Origin of the sequence: Hydrogenovibrio sp. (assembly GCF_965140365.1) — a bacterium.
Lineage (GTDB): Bacteria > Pseudomonadota > Gammaproteobacteria > Thiomicrospirales > Thiomicrospiraceae > Hydrogenovibrio.
The window spans coordinates 2,542,027-2,559,158 of the sequence record NZ_OZ223196.1 but is presented as its reverse complement, the minus strand read 5'-3'; the positions used below and the strand labels follow the sequence as shown (position 1 = coordinate 2,559,158).

At 47.3% G+C, this 17,132-nt stretch carries 13 protein-coding genes; 5 read left to right on the top strand and 8 right to left on the bottom strand.

Translation table 11 applies throughout. The features are described from left to right. Nucleotides 1-12 precede the first annotated feature (12 nt). Nucleotides 13-1,188 (bottom strand): c-type cytochrome biogenesis protein CcsB, encoded by a 1,176-nt coding sequence (ccsB, locus tag AC0KH7_RS12070; RefSeq protein WP_472373712.1) that lies wholly within the window; start codon nucleotides 1,186-1,188, stop codon nucleotides 13-15. Then, the gene (locus AC0KH7_RS12065) at nucleotides 1,185-3,179 is read right to left on the bottom strand and encodes a cytochrome c biogenesis protein ResB (RefSeq protein ID WP_472373711.1); all 1,995 of its coding nucleotides are present in this window, start codon (nucleotides 3,177-3,179) and stop codon (nucleotides 1,185-1,187) included. Before AC0KH7_RS12065 ends, ccsB begins: the two co-directional genes overlap by 4 nt. 107 nt (nucleotides 3,180-3,286) lie before the next feature. Between AC0KH7_RS12065 and yihA the strand changes: the two genes are divergently transcribed. Then, nucleotides 3,287-3,919 (top strand): ribosome biogenesis GTP-binding protein YihA/YsxC, encoded by a 633-nt coding sequence (yihA, locus tag AC0KH7_RS12060; RefSeq protein WP_472373710.1) that lies wholly within the window; start codon nucleotides 3,287-3,289, stop codon nucleotides 3,917-3,919. A 71-nt stretch (nucleotides 3,920-3,990) separates the two neighbouring features. Here the strand turns inward: yihA and AC0KH7_RS12055 are convergent, their stop codons facing one another. From AC0KH7_RS12055 to polA, 4 genes are all read right to left on the bottom strand, one after another. Beyond that, nucleotides 3,991-4,719, bottom strand: a complete 729-nt coding sequence (locus AC0KH7_RS12055) for a hypothetical protein (RefSeq protein ID WP_472373709.1) — start codon at nucleotides 4,717-4,719, stop codon at nucleotides 3,991-3,993. Between the two features lie 95 nt (nucleotides 4,720-4,814). Beyond that, nucleotides 4,815-6,095 (bottom strand): conjugal transfer protein TraF, encoded by a 1,281-nt coding sequence (traF, locus tag AC0KH7_RS12050; protein WP_472373708.1) that lies wholly within the window; start codon nucleotides 6,093-6,095, stop codon nucleotides 4,815-4,817. Nucleotides 6,096-6,259: 164 nt separating this feature from the next. Next, nucleotides 6,260-8,707, bottom strand: a complete 2,448-nt coding sequence (locus AC0KH7_RS12045) for a methyl-accepting chemotaxis protein (protein WP_472373707.1) — start codon at nucleotides 8,705-8,707, stop codon at nucleotides 6,260-6,262. Between the two features lie 150 nt (nucleotides 8,708-8,857). Continuing rightward, nucleotides 8,858-11,734 carry a DNA polymerase I gene (polA, locus tag AC0KH7_RS12040; protein WP_472373706.1) on the bottom strand — a complete coding sequence of 959 codons (2,877 nt, stop codon included), beginning with the start codon at nucleotides 11,732-11,734 and terminating at the stop codon, nucleotides 8,858-8,860. 109 nt (nucleotides 11,735-11,843) lie between these two features. Here polA and AC0KH7_RS12035 point away from each other — a divergent pair, with 109 nt between their 5' ends. Next, nucleotides 11,844-12,767: a homoserine kinase gene (locus AC0KH7_RS12035; protein WP_472373705.1), complete on the top strand. Its 924-nt coding sequence runs from the start codon at nucleotides 11,844-11,846 to the stop codon at nucleotides 12,765-12,767. Nucleotides 12,768-12,985: 218 nt separating this feature from the next. Further along, entirely contained in the window at nucleotides 12,986-13,735 is a 750-nt protein-coding gene (locus tag AC0KH7_RS12030; protein WP_472373704.1) for a DUF4395 domain-containing protein, read from the top strand. 86 nt (nucleotides 13,736-13,821) lie between these two features. Here AC0KH7_RS12030 and AC0KH7_RS12025 read toward each other — a convergent pair whose 3' ends face one another. Both AC0KH7_RS12025 and cynS read right to left on the bottom strand, forming a co-directional pair. Beyond that, nucleotides 13,822-14,466 carry a 2OG-Fe(II) oxygenase gene (locus tag AC0KH7_RS12025; protein ID WP_472373703.1) on the bottom strand — a complete coding sequence of 215 codons (645 nt, stop codon included), beginning with the start codon at nucleotides 14,464-14,466 and terminating at the stop codon, nucleotides 13,822-13,824. A 148-nt stretch (nucleotides 14,467-14,614) separates the two neighbouring features. After that, the gene (cynS, locus tag AC0KH7_RS12020) at nucleotides 14,615-15,058 is read right to left on the bottom strand and encodes a cyanase (protein WP_472373702.1); all 444 of its coding nucleotides are present in this window, start codon (nucleotides 15,056-15,058) and stop codon (nucleotides 14,615-14,617) included. Between the two features lie 387 nt (nucleotides 15,059-15,445). Between cynS and AC0KH7_RS12015 the strand changes: the two genes are divergently transcribed. Continuing rightward, nucleotides 15,446-15,985: an OsmC family protein gene (locus AC0KH7_RS12015; RefSeq protein ID WP_472373701.1), complete on the top strand. Its 540-nt coding sequence runs from the start codon at nucleotides 15,446-15,448 to the stop codon at nucleotides 15,983-15,985. A 59-nt stretch (nucleotides 15,986-16,044) separates the two neighbouring features. Further along, nucleotides 16,045-17,127: an acyl-CoA dehydrogenase family protein gene (locus tag AC0KH7_RS12010; protein ID WP_472373700.1), complete on the top strand. Its 1,083-nt coding sequence runs from the start codon at nucleotides 16,045-16,047 to the stop codon at nucleotides 17,125-17,127. The last annotated feature ends 5 nt before the right edge of the window (nucleotides 17,128-17,132 follow it).

The window sequence follows — 17,132 nt, the reverse complement described above, 5'->3', positions numbered from 1 at the left end:
AAAAGACTCCGCTTACAGTTCGCCGTAAGAATGCAGACCCGACAAGAACATATTTACGCCCAGGAAAGCGAAGGTGGTGACCAATAAACCGACTAAAGCCCACCACGCCATCGGACGACCGCGCCAACCTTTCGTCATACGAATGTGCAACCAAGCCGCATAGTTCAGCCAAACAATCAGTGCCCAAGTTTCTTTCGGGTCCCAAGACCAATAACCACCCCAGGCTTCGGCGGCCCACATGGCACCCAAAACGGTGGCTATGGTGAAGAAAGCGAAGCCCAGTGCGATGGTTTTGTACATCAGGTCGTCCATTTTTTCCAAGCTCGGCATGGTTTTGATGAACGATGAATTCGGATTTTTCTGTTTGATGTTATCGGTCAACAGATAAGCCAAACCAACCATGGCGGCGATGGAAAAAGATCCGTAACCAATGAAATTGGCTGGCACGTGGATTTTCATCCAGTAGCTTTTCAGGGCGGGTACCAAGGGTTGAATCACGTGGGCTTGACGATCAAAGGTATACCAAAGCAGGAAAGCGACGGAGGCACTGACGATCAACATAACGAAAGCACCCATGGATCGTGTGCGCATTTTTTGTTCGTAATACAGATAGATTAAAGTCGTCAATACGGCGAATAGAATGAAGACTTCATACAGACTGCTGACGGGAATATGGCCGTAATCCGGGTTGATAAGATAGGATTCGCGCCAGCGAACCATCATTCCGACCAGACCGAAAGTGGCACCGGCCCAAGCCAGGAAGGACGCCACCTTGCCGACATAATCGGATTTGGAGAACAGGGCCAGGAAATAGGCGACGGTGGCTAAGACAAACAAGGCGCTCATCCACATAATGGCGGATTGACTGGACACCAGGAATTTTAAGAAAAATGCCTGTTCGTTAATGGCAATTTGATTGCCGTGGGTTTGGTAAGTCCAAACCGCGAGTAAACTCAAAGCCGCGACCGAGTAACTCAGAGGCTTAATACTTTGCCAGAAACGCCCTAAGGCGATCAAACCAATGGCGGAACCGATCAAAATGCCGATTTCGTAATTATCCATGAGTTGTCCGAAGATTTGCCAAGCATAAAAGGCTCCGCCAATGACGACGATCGCCCATATCCAATCGCTGATTGAAACCGTTCGCTTCGAGATTTCCATATTAACGGAAGAATTCATAGTATTCATGATTTCACCTGTAGTTTAGATTGTACCGCCTGTACAACATGTTCAAATTCTTTAGCCACTTCAGGCAGCTCTTTGGTATCTTTTCCGGCGATGGTCAGCGTTTTATCCGTTTCCGAATAGACCAACCAAATCCGTTTTTGTCGAACGTAGAATAAAAAGAATACCCCAATTATAAGTAATGCGCTCCCGAAATAAACGATATCTTTTCCGGGGGATTTAGTGATTTGCAGCCCAGTGGATTCGATTTGCTTAAAGGATTTCAAATCGAAAAACAGCGGCGGCCCGTAGTTTGGCAAACTGGTGATGACGGTGATGGCGTCTTCAAACCATTGTTTGTTGAAATCGGAAATATCGGCCAGATCTTTGACGTTTTCCTTTTCCAGAATCGACAGATACAAGGTTTGCAAAGCGATACTGGTTTGGTTGATGTAATACTCTTCAACTTTTTTGCGGTCTTTTTCCGGTACGTTTTGTTGAACGAATTGGCTAATGCCGTTGAACCCTTTTTGACGGAACAACACCATTAATTGATTCAACAAACGAATTTGCAAGTTATAAGTACGTTCATCAATGCTGTCCAGCCTTGGGAAGGCTTCTTCCAGCACTTTAGTCGTTTGGGTTTTATTGTTGATCAATGCCAGGAAGTTAAAGAAACGCTCTTTACTGCGTTTTTCATCGGCCGGAATAAACAGATAACGGAAAGGTTCGGCCTGGCTGGTTCGCATGCCGGTCATAAAGAACCAACGGCCATCCTGCAGGCTTGGTTGCATGAAGTTTTCATACTCCCAGGCTTTCCCTTGATCGTTACGGACTTTGAAAATAATGCTTGGACCATTGTTATGCATTTTCTTGCCGGTTTTGGCTTTTTCTTCTTCGGTGGCCGGAACGATATTAAACATCTTAAAGTCGTTTAATTCGACCCGGAAAGTGCCGATCGGTGTTTTCAGAGGTTCCACCTTATCGACGGCGGTATCCAGAATCAGCGGTTTGTTTTCCGGTGCCAATAAAGGGTGGACTTCCAGTTTCAGCAGACTGCCGCCGTCACCGAATGACGATTGGTAGATAGCGTAATTCTTATAAAACAACGGATGGTTCACAGCAATGGTTTTTTCAATCGGTTTATCCAAATCCGGTGCGGTTAGAATCAAATCCGATTCAAAGGATTTCGGCATGCCCGTGTCGTAATATTCGATTCGGAAATCTTTCACTTCCAGGGTGAAGGGCAGTTTTTGAACCAGAAACCCGCGTTCATACGGTAGGAAAAGCACATCGGATTTTTGACCTTCGGCAATATTGACGGTGCCTCGGAACGAGAAGTTTTCCGGCCCAACCCAGGATTTTTGTGGGATTTGGCTCAATGGAACCGAACGGGTTTCAGGCGCTAATTGGCCAGTTAATTCTCGGTATTTCAGCATCAGGTTGCTGTCGAATAAGGCACCGATACAGATAATGATGATAGAGATGTGGGTGAAAATATAACCGAGGCGATTCCATCGGCCTTTCAAGCCTGCAACGGTGACGCCGTCTTCACGTTGGTGGATTTTGGTTTTGAAACCCTGTTGCTTCAAAACCGCTTTGGCGGTGTCAGCGTCAAACTGTTCCGGCGTATAAGTCAGATTATGGGGTTGGTGTTTATAGGCATTGACCGACAGCGTTTCGCTGTATTGTTTCATGTCCTTGATAAAATTCGGCCCGTTACGGCTGACGCAAACGGCGGTCGACACCAGCAGGAACAACAGGACCAAAATAAACCAGGCCGCGCCGTAGACATGGAACAGGCCGAGTTGGTTGAATACTTGGGTCCAGAAAGGGCCGAATTTGATAATGTAGTCTTGAAAGGCTTGGTTCTGTTGCAGAACCGTTCCAATGACCGACGCGATGGCTAACATGACCAGCAGGGTGACCGCCAGGTTCATGGAGCCTAAAAATTGAATGAAAACCCCGGGGTTCTTCGTCCTTGAAGGGCTGGAATTACTTGATAAATCGGCCATAATAAATAATTATTCTGTATGCAGTTAGTCAAAAGATTGTAAAGTATATACCGATTGAGACCATTGATAAAGAATGAACGCCAACCAGTACGGATAATCAAAGTTTTATGCAGCATCCTCTCTACCAACAAGCCAGTTATTTAATTTCTGCGCCGAATGTTAACCATTGCCCGGAAGACACTGGCTTTGAAGTCGCGTTTGCCGGTCGTTCCAACGCCGGTAAATCCAGTGCTTTGAATGTTATTACGTCGCAGCGAGGCCTGGCGAAAACCAGTAAAACGCCGGGGCGGACTCAGCTCATCAATTTTTTTGAGTGCGATGAGGAACGGAAATTAGTGGATTTACCCGGTTACGGTTATGCCAAAGTGAATGTGAACACCAAACGGGCGTGGGAACAGAGTCTGTCTGAATACATCGAAACCCGACATGCATTGAAAGGTTTGATTTTATTGGTGGATTCGCGCATGCCACCGACCGAAATCGATTTGACGATGCTGGATTGGACCTTGTCATTGGAATTGCCGGTACACGTATTGCTGACCAAGAGCGATAAATTGAAAAAAGGCCCGGCACAGAACAGTCTGTTGAAATTCAAACAATTATTAAAAGATCAGTATCCGCATGCCACGGTCCAGCTGTTTTCGTCTTTGAAACGACAAGGTCTGGAGCAGGTCTGGTCAAAATTGGATGAATGGATGGAATACGAACGTCCGGTAAAATCCAAGGCCGAGTCATCCTAATTATCTAATTATATTCATTGTTTGAATCTTAAAAACGCCCAGGCCTGGTCATATTCAATGGAAATTGTCATTTAGAAACGATAACCGGCTTTTAATGAATAGGTGGAGACTTCACCGATTTGGTTGAATGCCACCAAAACATCCATCACCAATAGATTAATATTGACGCCAATAGCGGCTTTCGGCATGGAGACGGTTTCGTCTCGCAAATCCGGTCCCGCCGCGCCGGTGTTGTCTTCCCGCGCCTTAACGTTTCCCGTCACCATGCCTAAAGACGCATAAGGGGTGAAGTTGGCAAACCCTTTGGAAACACCGACTTCCGCGCCATAACCATTGAACGTTAAGGCATCGATACCGGTGGTTTGGGTGTAATTCGCACTGATGTTAACGGCCGGATACAAAGCGCCGCCTTCAATCAAGGCGTAACTGAGCTTGGCGCCCCAAACCTCGATATTACTGTTGAGCGCTCGGGAATAATCCAAACCGAAATTTAAATCAAATGGCAGTCCTTTGACGGCATGAAGTGTAATCGCGTCAATGCTTTTTCCGCCGTTGTCGGAGACATGATCCATCGAATCGTTTTTCAGATTGGACATATTATAGGAAATGCCGATGTCGAAGCCCGGTAAACCAAGCGGTTCGGCCGGTTCGAGGGTTTTGGTCGACAAAGCGCCGGTCAAATCCTTAGCGAAGTCCTGAAATTGTGTTTGGCTGTCGAAATTCAAAAAATCGATTTTGGCTCCGGAAGCGAATCCGACAGAAGGAATCGCTAACAGAAGGGATAGGGTTTTTTTCAACATATGTCTGACTCCGTTTTCGAGCATTATAAACAAAAACCCCCTCGTTCAAGGGAATCTTGAAGAGGGGGCTCAGACTTTTTTACTTGAACGATTTTTTAGAAGTCCAATTCAACGCCCACCGACGCCATGGCACCGGAATCTTTCTGTTTATCCGAAATGCCGCTGAAATCGGTCGTTGTTGAGGCCACGTCCAATGTCAGGAAGCCGAAGGTTAAACCGGCCGTACCGTAAGTGTATTCGGTGCCGACCATATTGCCGCGTAGCCCCAAACGGACATCCGGGATATACCAGGCGGAATTGGTGGCATAGCTGACACTGGTAGTCCACCATTGGGTGTCTTCGTTATTCAAATCGTTGGCTTTGTTCAAATCGTAGCTCCCGGCCAGCGTCCATTTACGGTTTTGGGAGAAGATTTGTGCGCCGATACGATATTGTGGTTTCAATTCGAATTTAGAATCGATGTAGTTGCTGAAGCTGGCGGACGTCGCGGCCGCGGATTTGTTGTTGATATCGAATTTAGGGGAGGTCAGGTTCATCCCGACGACTCCGATCATATAGTTCTGACCGGTCCAGTTAAGACCGATGTCGGCGGTAAAGTTACTGTCACTGGAACCGGAGTCGATGTCCTTGATGTAATCTTCGGTATTTTTGCTGCTGTTCCCCAGGTTGTCGTCGGCAATTTCGCTGAAATCCACCAGTTTTGTATTGGACATTAGGCTTAAATAACGAGCGGTGATACCCAGTGAAAGTGCACCGCTGTCGGATTTCAGTACATCAAATCCATAACTGACGGCAAACTCATCCAACTGTTTATAGCCGACACCTAAAGCGGCATCACCTGAGCTAACGGCTAAATTACCGCCATTATCATAAGCGGTGACGTCATTTTGTTTGATAAGGTAGCCTTTGGCACCGACTTGACGGGTATAGTCAAAGGATAAGCCGCCACCTAAAAAGCTGTGTTTGACCACTAGAGGTACGGTGACACCGGTAATGGCGCTGAAATTACCCTTATTGTATTTCGTCAAAAATTCATTGGTCAGGTTTTGAAGGTCGGTCGCATCTTGAAGTGTATAAGTTCCTTTATCCAAGATGGGTTTGATCTTGTCATCCAGAAAATCTTTAGAACCTTCCAAACCATCGAATTCCGCTTGGATTTGAACGGTGGCGCCCAAACCGAAACGAGCCCCTTCCATATCCGCCGCGGTCAGTGCATTATTGGCCGGGTTGGCCAATGGGCTGTAAAGGGTGTTCGGGTTGGAGGCATCCCCATAGCCAATATTGGAGGCAATCGGGGTATAGGAACTCGGTGCGGCCTGAACCGATATCGTCGTTGCCATTAAAATGGCACCGGCCAAAGGGGTAGGTTTGATCATATTTGACATTCTCCAAAGACAGTTTTCAGTTTTCAGTTTTTAATATTGTATTTTTTGTAAAAAATTTACTCTCCAAAATTTTAACCAAAAAATATCTAAAAACGAGAAAATTTCGCGGCCTTGACAAGGTTTATTGATGGACACGTATCTTTGCAGTTTTGTCATTACGATTTTTTAGGCAGTTTTAGAGGAGCTGATTTTTGGGTTTTAAAACGATCCATATCGTCTCGGAGGATATTGGCTTGTTCATTCAGACTTTCCGCAGCGGCGCTGGTTTGTTCAACTAATGCGGCGTTTTGTTGTGTTCCGCTATCGATTTGAGCGATGGCTTTATTGACTTGGCCAATCCCTTCGGCTTGTTCGCTTGAGGCTTGAGCAATCTGTTCAATCATAATGGAAACTTGTTCAACCGATTCCATAATCTGATTAAGCACTTCACCGGATTCGGTCGCCAACTGGGTTCCTTTATCAATGCGAGTGACATTTTCCTGGATTAATCCAGTAATGTTTTTAGCGGCTTCAGCGGATTTTTGGGCCAGATTGCGAACTTCGCCGGCTACCACAGCGAAACCTCGGCCATGATCACCGGCTCTGGCGGCTTCCACAGCCGCATTCAATGCCAGCAGGTTGGTTTGAAAAGCAATGCCGTCAATGAGCGTGACGATTTCGTTGATTTTATGGCTGGAATCTTGAATGGCATTCATGGCGTCGATGGTTTCATGCATCACTGTATTGCCTTGATGTGCTTTTTGCTGAACGTCCAATGCCACTTGTGCGGCTTTTTTGGAGTGGCCGGTGGTGTTTTGAACCGAACTGGTCATTTCGTCCATTGTCGCAGAGGTTTCTTCCAGTGAGGCGGCCTGTTGCTGAACACGATCACTTAAATCCAGAGCGCCGCGTGATACTTCATTGGCAGCATTATTGACTTCAACGGAAATTTCCATTGCATCGGTAACAATTTGGTTAAGTTGTTCGCTGGAGCGGTTAATGGATTGTTTTAATGTATTGAGTTGACCTTGATAATCACCATTGATGGTTTGAGTCAGGTCGCCGGATGCTTGAGCCGACATGACGGTGTTGATTTCATTGATGGCCGAATTTAACGAAGACAGGGATTCATTGACATGCGTTTTTAACCACTGCAGTTCACCTTTGGCCTCGATTTCAACACGATGATCGAATTGACCTTTTTGCATGGCGGAAAGGGTCACATTGATTTCACGGATGACTTGATCGATGGATTGTAAAGCACCTTCAACCAGCTGACGGAAACCTTCGGCGACGTTAGAATCCATTCGCACGTCAAATTGACCATTTTCAAGTGCCTGCATCACTTTGCTTAATTCATTCATCATGAATTCAACGCTTTTCGCTGAGGCATTGACGCCCTCTTTTAAAGTGGCGAGATCCCCTTGGTATTGACCTTGCATGGAACGTGAGAAATCACCATCTGCAATCGCCTTGACGGTTTGGTTGGCTTCTTTTAAAGCTTGGTTAATTTGGTTGAGCAGGGAACCGAAAGCCCGTGTCATATCGCCAACTTCATCTTGAGCATGGCTGTTCAATTCGATGTCGATTTTGCCGGTTTTTTCGACTTGTCGAATCGCCGACAGAATGGATTGAATTGGCTGAGTCACGATTTTATGCGAGGCGTGCCATAGGAACAGCATCAATATTCCCATTAATACGACAATCAGAACCAGCATTAGCAAAATGGTTTGATTCACTCCATCCATGGCGTTCACCATGTCAGGGTGATCCATGTCGATGCCGACTAAATAATACCCAATGACATCACCATCACTGTTTTTCAGAGGAGAAACGGTGATGGCTTTATTGTCTTTCAAAGTGAATTTTTTTTGAATCAGGTGATCGATGTCGAGCTGACGGAACCATTTGACGGAATCCTTGAACCAATCGTTGTGGGCTAGGTAATAGGAACCAAGTTTCGGATTATTCTGGCCTTTTTTCCAACGTTCCAGGGCTTTATCGTTTAAAACCGCTATAAAATAAGCTTGTTCTTTTTGCATTTTATGCGCAATGGAGCCGAGGCCGGAACGAATGTCCAGAACGCCGACAATGGGCGAGTTGACGTCAGTGGCATGCACCGGTACCGATGCGGTAATAAACAATCCGACACCGGAAAGATCGATTTCGGCCGAGTGCGGGACTTTTCCGGTTAGAATGGCGGAAAAATCTCTGGGCGCTTTTTTACCTTTTGCCGGGTCAGGTTGTTTGGCGAAAGAGCGCATGAAAATTCGATTTTCTTGGTCAAAAGCGACGAATGATAGCCCGTGATAATGAGTGGTGCGTTTGAAATCGTCGGAAATATTGTTGGCGATTTTATAAAGGGAACGGTCATCGCCATTGAGAAAGAATTCCCCAAGATTCGGGTTGGCGGATACCGCACTTTGAGCGATGCTCAAAGCGGTTTCGATTTTGGACTGAATCAGCATCAGCGCTTGCTCGCGTTTTTCGGTGGTGAGGTTTTCGGCGGTTGAACTTTTTAAGTCCGAACTGAATTTTAAAATCAACGACAAGCCGATGACTAAGCCGATAATGGTTACCAGCACCATACGAAACAATAATTTGGCTGAAATGCTTTTCAACATGAGTACCCTTCCTTGAGTGTTAAAAGTTTTGGAACATCATTTACAAGAGGACAATTTTAGACGGCACGTAAAAATTGGTAGTCACTATTTTTCCAGAACGCTAGTTAAATATAAAGATAACCGATAAATTAAAATGTATGACGCATTTTTTCAATGCGCTTCGTCCCAGTTTTTGCCCCGACCGATTTCAACAATCAACGGCACGTCAAGGGTTAAGGCGGATTCCATAATGGTTTTGATTTCGGCTTTCGCCGAGTCGATATCTGGCTCGGCCACTTCAAACACCAATTCATCGTGTACTTGCATCAGCATTTTGATGTCCAGTGTTGTCTCATTCAACCAGGCCTGCATTTTCACCATGGCGGTTTTAATGATGTCGGCGGCGGTGCCTTGCATAGGCGCGTTGATGGCGGTGCGCTCGGCGTATTGACGCAATTGCCCGTTTTTGGCATTGATGTCGGGCAGATACAAGCGGCGGCCCATCAGGGTTTCGACATAACCCGTTTGCTTGGCATTTTGTTTGGTGTTTTCCATATAATCCGCCACGCCCGGATAACGAGAAAAATAGAGGTTGATGTATTCCTGTGCTAGGCCACGCGAAATGTTTAATTGCTTGGCCAAGCCGAAGGCGGACATACCGTAAATCAAACCGAAGTTGACGGCCTTGGCGCTACGGCGTTGTTCGGACGTCACTTCTTCCAACGGCATATTGAAAATTTCCGCCGCGGTCGCTTGGTGAATGTCTTTGCCTTCGGCAAAGGCTTTTAACAAACTGGCATCGCCCGATAAATGCGCCATAATCCGCAGTTCGATTTGCGAGTAATCCGCCGCCAGCAGTTGGTGCCCGTCATCGGCGATGAAGGCTTGTCGAATGCGGCGGCCTTCGGGGGTGCGAATCGGAATATTCTGCAAGTTGGGTTCGGTGGATGATAAACGTCCGGTCGAGGCCACGGCTTGTTGGTAAGAGGTGTGTACCCGCCCGGTGTCCGGATTGATTTGCTTGGGTAATGAATCGGTGTAAGTGGATTTCAGCTTGGCCAGACTGCGGTATTCCAGAATCAGATTCGGCATTTCATGGCCGTCTTCGGCCAGTTGCACCAGCACCGGCTCGGCGGTGGACGGTTGGCCTTTCGGGGTTTTTTTGATGATCGGTAAATCCAGCTTTTCGAATAAGATCTCTTGCAATTGCTTGGAGGAGTTCAAGTTGAAAGGGCTGCCGGCAATCAAATGGGCTTTTTGTTCCAGTGCCGTGAGTTTTTCACCCAGTTCATAGGATTGATCGGCCAGCATCTGGCGGTCGATGCGGACACCGGTGTGTTCCATTTTCGCCAGTACCGGCACCAAGGGCATTTCAATGTCGCGGAAAACGGTTTCCAGTTTGGGCTCGGCTTGTAGTTTCGGCATCAGGGTTTGGTGCAATTGCAGGGTGATGTCGGCGTCTTCGGCGGCGTAAGGCGCGGCGGTTTCAATATCGATTTCATTGAAGGTTTTTTGTTTTTTCCCTTTACCGGCAATGTCTTCGAAATGAATGGTGGAATGGTTCAGGTATTTCAGCGCCAAATCGTCCATATTGTGGCGGGTGGCGACACTGTTGAAACAGTAGGATTCCAGCATGGTGTCGAAAGCGATGCCTTGTACGTCGATACCGGCGTTTTGGAAGAGGTGCCAATCGTATTTGAAATTCTGGCCGATTTTTTGAATGGCTGGGTTTTCCAGAATGGGTTTCAGTTTGGCGATGACGTCGTCGTAAGGCAGTTGTGTCGGGGCACCGTCGTAATCGTGGGTTAAGGGCACATAGGCTGCGAAATTCCGCCAGGCCTGGTTGTTTTTGGCGTTATCGGTTTTTTTGGCCGGTTCCGCATAAGCGAAACTGATGCCGACGATTTTGGCTTGCATTGCATTGAGCGAGGTGGTTTCGGTGTCGATGGCAAACACTTCGGCGCTTTCGAGTTTTTTCAGCCATTGGTCCAGTTCGGCCATGTCCAAAATGGTGGCATAGGGTTCGGATTCAATGGTCGCACCGTCGGCTTCCGTGGCGGCGGATTTTTGGGAATGGCCATTGGTAACGGTTTCTCGGCTTACCCCTTTGGGCGCCGAGTTCTTCGTTTGGGAGTGGGCTTTGCGGCCACTGCTCTGGCTGAAAGGCAGGTCGCCTTTCAACACCCGCGACAACCAGTTACGTAAATCAAAGCGCGCGAACAGAGTTTCCAAAGCGTCCATATCGGCTTCATGGCGTTTGATGTCGGCCAAGGCAATTGGCAAATTGCAATCGATGCGGATGGTGGTCAGTTCGCGGGAAAGTTTTAATTGGTCGAGGTTGGCGCGTAGATTTTCCCCGATTTTGCCTTTGATGTCGTCGGCGTGTGCGATCAGATTGTCGATGTCGCCGTATTCCGCCAGCCATTTCGCAGCGGTTTTCGGGCCGCATTTCGGAATGCCGGGAATGTTGTCGCTGCTGTCGCCCATCAGCGCCAGATAGTCGATAATCTGGTCGGGTTTCACGTGGAACTTTTCTTCGACTTTTTCCGGGGTCATCAAGGTGTCGGTCATGGTGTTGACCAGCGTGATGTGCTGGTTGACCAGCTGCGCCATATCTTTATCGCCGGTGGAAAGTAAAGCGTCCATTTTCGCTTGGGTGGCGTGGTGAGCCAGGGTGCCCATCACATCGTCCGCCTCAACACCGTCAATGACCAGTAACGGAATGCCCAGCGCTTTGATGATGTCGTGAATCGGCTCGATTTGAATGCGCAGTTCGTCCGGCATCGGTGGGCGGTGCGCCTTGTATTCACTGTAGAGGTCGTGGCGGAAGTTCTTGCCCTTGGCATCGAACACCACGGCGATACGCTCAGGCTGGTATTGTTCCAGCAGTTTCCCAATCATATTGATGACCCCGAAAATCGCCCCGGTGGCATGACCCTCACTGTTGGTCAAAGGCGGCATGGCATGAAAAGCACGGAACAGATAAGAGGAACCGTCCACCAGAATGAACGGGCTATCGGGGTTGAATTTGGGTAGGATCTGAGTCATTGAATGCGTTGCCTCTAAAGGATTATGCTAAAATGTCGCCGTTTAGCGGAACCGGGTTCCGTTAGGATTGAATTCTCGTAATTTTAACCTTTTCTCAGGGCGGTTTGGGATGTCTGTTTACACTGTCGTTAATCAAGCGGATTTGGAAGCGTTTTTGGCGGATTTTAACCAGGGAACACTGGTTGCGTTTGAAGGCATCAGTGCCGGCATTGAAAACACCAACTATTTTGTCGATACCACGACCGGGCGTTTTGTCCTCACCATCTTCGAACACCACAGTTTCGACGAGTTGCCGTATTTTCTCGACATCATGGCGTTTATGGCGGAGCACGCCATTCCCACTGCGCACCCTAAACCGACGCGTGACGGTTCTTATCTCAAGGAACTAAAAGGCAAGCCGGCGGCGCTGGTGGAGCGTTTGACCGGTTCCGGCGTGGAACACCCGACCTTGAAACAATGTGAAGTGATGGCGACGTATTTGGCCAAGTTCCACTTGGCCGGGCAAGATTATGACGCTTTCCGCGCCAACGACCGCGGTTTGGACTGGATGCAATCGACGTTCGAATTGATTCGTTCCCATTTACCGCAGGATGAGGTCGAGTTGATCGAATCCGAAATCGCTTACCAATCGCAACAGGATTGGACGCACTTGCCGAAAAGTGTGATCCACGCCGATCTTTTCTGTGACAATGCCTTATTCAATGGGGATGAGTTATCAGGTATTATCGACCTGTATTATGCCTGCAATTCCGCCATGTTGTATGATTTGGCGGTGATGGTGAATGATTGGTGTCGACGGCCGGATTTAACCTTGTGTGAGGAGAAAACCGCGGCGGTGTTAAGGGCCTATCAGCAAGTGCGCCCAATGACCGAACTGGAACAGCAAACCTGGCCAGCGGCGTTGCGAATGGGTGCGTTGCGTTTTTTCTTGTCGCGTTTGAAAGACAAGCATTTGCCGAGAGAAGGCGAAATGACGCAAATCAAAGACCCTAACGTTTTCAAAAGCCTGCTTCTGGCCCATCGCGCTCATTGATTTGGGCGTAAAAATCGCCTGACTTTTCTGAAAATCCAACCCTTTTCTTTTTCGGGAATTAAAAAATTCTATCGAAAAATCAGTAACTTTTGCTGGCGCTTCCGGTCTCAATTGTTATATTGATGTAACACTATATCACCGGTTCATTATATTCTAATAAATTGATACCCAATTTGTGTTTATGGGTAAAGCCCAAGCTGTCCAAAGAAGGGGGTTCTATGCACTCAGTTTTCAAAAACCTTTGGTTTCGAGACCCAAAGGAAAAACCGACTTTCATCAATGATAACGCCGTGAAAATTCGCGCCGGGATGTTGCTGATTATTCCGATTTACATGACCTATACCTTGATTGATGTGGTATTCGGTTCCAGCTGGTCGGTGATGGAAAACACCACCATGATCGATACCTTGGAAACCGATTGGAACTGGCACACCATCTATCAAGTCCAAGCCACTCAGCGGGTGTATGATTACACCATCCAAACCTGGGTATTGTTCTATGGCCTGTTTGAAATGATTGCCGGGATGTTCGTCACCACCTCGCGTTTGTCGCCGACCATTTACATCGCCTCTTTGTTGGCGAAAACGCAAAAACCGAACTGGAAACCGCTGGTGCCGAAACGCTTTGCCTGGACCATTGGCGCGTCTTTCATCACTGTTTGTTTGGTTTTCTTCAACCCAGATGTGTTCGCCAACTGGGTGAATACTCTTTTCAGCAGTAAACTGTTGCCAACCACAGAAAACTATATGTCCAACTGGATTCCGTTGATTCTGGTTTGGGTGTGTTTCGGCTTTATGTGGCTGGAAGCGATTCTCGGGTTCTGCGTGGGTTGTAAAGTACACGCTCTGTTGGTGAAAGTCGGCATTTTCAAAGAAGAATGCGAAGCCTGTAACAACATTGACTGGGACGAAATCGCCCGCAAACATGCGGAACGCCAAGCGCAGGAAGCCGCGCAAGGCAATTCTTAATGTTTTAATCATGTTTTGAAGTGAATGAAAAACCGCCAGGCCTGGCGGTTTTTTTTGTTTTCGGAAGGCCGATTTTGCAGTGGGTATTATTTCGCCGGGTCGACGTAGCCGCCGATACTGGTGTTGCAACGGAACCAACCGGCAATGCTGACGCGTTCATGTTGCGCGGGCAACACTTCGTGCGGAATCCATTCACTCATAAACACCGCCATTTTGCCCATTTCCGGCAGAATCACCGCCAGCTTTTCATCGCCTTCTTCGGCATAGAGCACTAACTCCCCGCCCCAATCCGGTTGCCAGTTCGGGTTCAGGTACAACACCGTGGTCACCATACGGTTGGCGCGGCCGCGAAAACTGTCGAAGTGTTTTTTATAGAAATCGCCGCGTTTATAAAGCGCAAAATGACATTCGTATTCGAATAGCCCTAAAAACAAGGCACGATTCAATTGGCAGCGTAATTCCGCCATTTGCGCCAAATACAGTTGTTGGGCATCGGTGGCGCCGTTGAGCCATTTGATTTGGTCACGCCGAATCGATTCGTTGATTTGATGAATGTCGCCGCGGCCGATACCGGCTCTCTGCAAGTCGCCTTGAGCATCGTAAGCTTCCACTTCGGATAATAACTGTTCACACAAAGAATCGGTTACGGCATTCGGCCATTCATACCAACCTTGTTCGACTAAGGCATCCAACAGTTCATTCAGGGCTTTGGGGGTGAGTTTCAGCGGCATAAGCGCCTCCAGAGACAAGACGAAGAATTATGCGCCGAAAAGAAAATTTTGGCAACGAAAAGATGGGCTTGAGATGGAATAAAGAAAGGAGGCAAGCTGATTGCCGGCGCCGAACGAATTCGTCGCCACGCAATCAAAAACGATTGGATTACCAGGCTTTGTAAGGCAAGAATTTACCGTTCATGGTGACAACAACACGGTCACCGGCTGGGTTTTCTTCTTTATCGATGTCCATGGAGAAATCGATCGCACTCATGATGCCGTCGCCGAATTTTTCGTGAATCAATTCTTTCATGGTTGGGCCGTAAACACCGACAATTTCGTACAAACGGTAAATTAATGGATCGGTTGGTACCGCTTTTTCCCATGATTTGTGTGGGTAGGCTTGTAAAGCCGCTTCAATATCCGCGCCCAATCCCAAGAAAGCGGCGACTTTAGAAGCGGGGCCCGCATCCAAATGGTTCATCCCCAAACAAGCGGAGGTGGTATAAACTTCACTCAATCCCGCGGCGGCGGCAATATCACTCCAACCAACGGATTTTTCCGCTTTAGCCAGGATAATCGCTTCGGTCATTTCTACTTTTGACATCATAGTCTTTGTCTCCAATAAAGAGCATCTTGTGGTTTCAGAATCGATTCTGTCGCGAACCAAGGTACTCTAAGTTAATTAAAATGCCATGACCATAATGCAAGGCTTGTGCCAATTTATTAAGTAGTTGATTTTGTTAAAAATTATCTATTTTTTGTCGTTTTCATCCTTTCTTTTTGTCAACAATTGTTAACAAATAATACCAATTGTAAAACTTTGTAAGTAATTTGTAGACATTTTCCGTTAATTTATTAATCTAAATTATGAACAATATTATATAAATATTTGAAAAATAATGTTTTGTTAAATTGTGGCATCCTTCACGCTATGACTGGGTAAGTTTCGAAGAAGTCGAAATTATTCACTTTAAAAATTTACGAGGAGTCTCAAATGAGCGAAGTCTATATCCCTTCATGTATCCGTCCAATCGATAACGATGGTTTGAACAAATTGGCCGAAGCGGGGAAAGCCGCACCGGATACCATCAAAACATTGAAGTCCAAAACCGTATTGGAAGGTCAGTTCAAAAACTTGAACTACATCCGTGATTTGGACCCGGTTGTTGTGGACGAGCCACCTGTCTTGTTGGGTGAAGACACGGCACCAAACCCATCTGAAATGGCTTTGCTGTCTTTGGGTTCATGTTTGTCGGTAGGCGTTCAAGCCAACGCAACAGCGCGTGGTATTAGTTTAACCAAATTAGAAGTCGAATTGGAAGGTGACATCAACATCACCGCTGTTTGGGGTACCGGTGATGTGGATCCAAACAAAAAATTGGGTGTCACCGAAGTGCGTGCCATGTTCACCATCGAATCACCAGAAGCCTCCAAAGAAGATTTGGAAGCGTTGGTTGCACACGCCATCAAATGGTCGCCAGTGGCCAACACTTATATGAATGCGGTGGATCTGTCCGGAAAGTTAGTCGGTTAATCACACTGTCCAGGCCTGGCGGTTTTCGCCAGGTTTTCCCACTTTGAAGGAGAATGACCATGATTAGTCAAATTGTTCAAAAAGATCTTAAGCCGTTAACAGTGGCCATTGATCATGGACAGTACACGACCGAAATTTTATCGAAAGTTGGCCAGGCCGGCGCGTTTCGACACCATATTCCATCCCTAAACAATGGCGATTTGAACCTGTTCGGCACCATTCAGGATATGGCGACCGTGTCCGAAGAATGTATGTCGACCGGCTTTATGATGTGGGCGCAGTCCGTCTGTACCTGGTACATCGAAAATTCTGAAAACGAATGGTTGAAATCCGACATCCTGCCGAAGATGGTGGATGGCGAATATTTCGGCGCCACGGCTTTGTCCAACCCGATGAAGTATTTTGCCGGTATTGAAGACCTGAAATTGTCCGCGGAAGAAACCGAAGACGGTTACATCATCAACGGCACCTTGCCTTGGGTATCCAACCTGTTGGAAGGGTCCGACAAGCACTTTTTCGGTTCGATTTTCAGCGTGCACGACCACGACAAAAACTATGAAAAAGATGTCATGGCCCTGATTCCATGTGATTTGGAAGGCTTGACCATGAAACAAATGGCCGAATTCGTCGGGATGGAAGGCACGGGAACCTATTCCCTGTTGTTCGACAACGCTTTCTTGCCTAAGAAATATTTATTGGCCGACCCGTTGAAACCCTATTTGGAAAGAATCAAAGCCGGATTCATCTTATTGCAAACCGGTATGGCCGCCGGAGTCATTAAAGGCGCCGTCAACGAAATGGAAAAAGCGAATCTGACCTTGTCCGAGATCAACGAATATCTGGACGATTCGCCGGAAGAAATAACCGAAGATTTGGAAGATGCCATCGATTTGATCGAAGCTTTGTGCGAAGACCCTTTCACGCCTGGCCAAGAATACATCAAATCGGTACTGGAAGCCCGTTTGCTGGGCGGGGAAATCTGTAAACGCGCGGCCGATTCGGTCATGCAGCACGCCGGAGCCAAAGGCTATCTGGTGGATGCCGCACCGCAACGCAAAATGCGTGAAGCGTATTTCGTGATTATCGTAACGCCATCCATCAAGCATCTTCGTAAGGAAATTGACCGCATCGAAGCGGCATAGGAGAC

Excerpts from the sequence above, each read along its gene's own strand:
- yihA (WP_472373710.1), top strand. The coding sequence starts at position 3,287 with ATGCAGCATCCTCTCTACCAACAAGCCAGTTATTTAATTTCTGCGCCG.
- cynS (WP_472373702.1), bottom strand. The coding sequence starts at position 15,058 with ATGATGTCAAAAGTAGAAATGACCGAAGCGATTATCCTGGCTAAAGCG.
- AC0KH7_RS12035 (WP_472373705.1), top strand. The coding sequence starts at position 11,844 with ATGTCTGTTTACACTGTCGTTAATCAAGCGGATTTGGAAGCGTTTTTG.
- AC0KH7_RS12045 (WP_472373707.1), bottom strand. The coding sequence starts at position 8,707 with ATGTTGAAAAGCATTTCAGCCAAATTATTGTTTCGTATGGTGCTGGTA.
- AC0KH7_RS12030 (WP_472373704.1), top strand. The coding sequence starts at position 12,986 with ATGCACTCAGTTTTCAAAAACCTTTGGTTTCGAGACCCAAAGGAAAAA.
- AC0KH7_RS12015 (WP_472373701.1), top strand. The coding sequence starts at position 15,446 with ATGAGCGAAGTCTATATCCCTTCATGTATCCGTCCAATCGATAACGAT.
- polA (WP_472373706.1), bottom strand. The coding sequence starts at position 11,734 with ATGACTCAGATCCTACCCAAATTCAACCCCGATAGCCCGTTCATTCTG.
- AC0KH7_RS12010 (WP_472373700.1), top strand. The coding sequence starts at position 16,045 with ATGATTAGTCAAATTGTTCAAAAAGATCTTAAGCCGTTAACAGTGGCC.
- AC0KH7_RS12025 (WP_472373703.1), bottom strand. The coding sequence starts at position 14,466 with ATGCCGCTGAAACTCACCCCCAAAGCCCTGAATGAACTGTTGGATGCC.
- ccsB (WP_472373712.1), bottom strand. The coding sequence starts at position 1,188 with ATGAATACTATGAATTCTTCCGTTAATATGGAAATCTCGAAGCGAACG.
- traF (WP_472373708.1), bottom strand. The coding sequence starts at position 6,095 with ATGATCAAACCTACCCCTTTGGCCGGTGCCATTTTAATGGCAACGACG.
- AC0KH7_RS12065 (WP_472373711.1), bottom strand. The coding sequence starts at position 3,179 with ATGGCCGATTTATCAAGTAATTCCAGCCCTTCAAGGACGAAGAACCCC.
- AC0KH7_RS12055 (WP_472373709.1), bottom strand. The coding sequence starts at position 4,719 with ATGTTGAAAAAAACCCTATCCCTTCTGTTAGCGATTCCTTCTGTCGGA.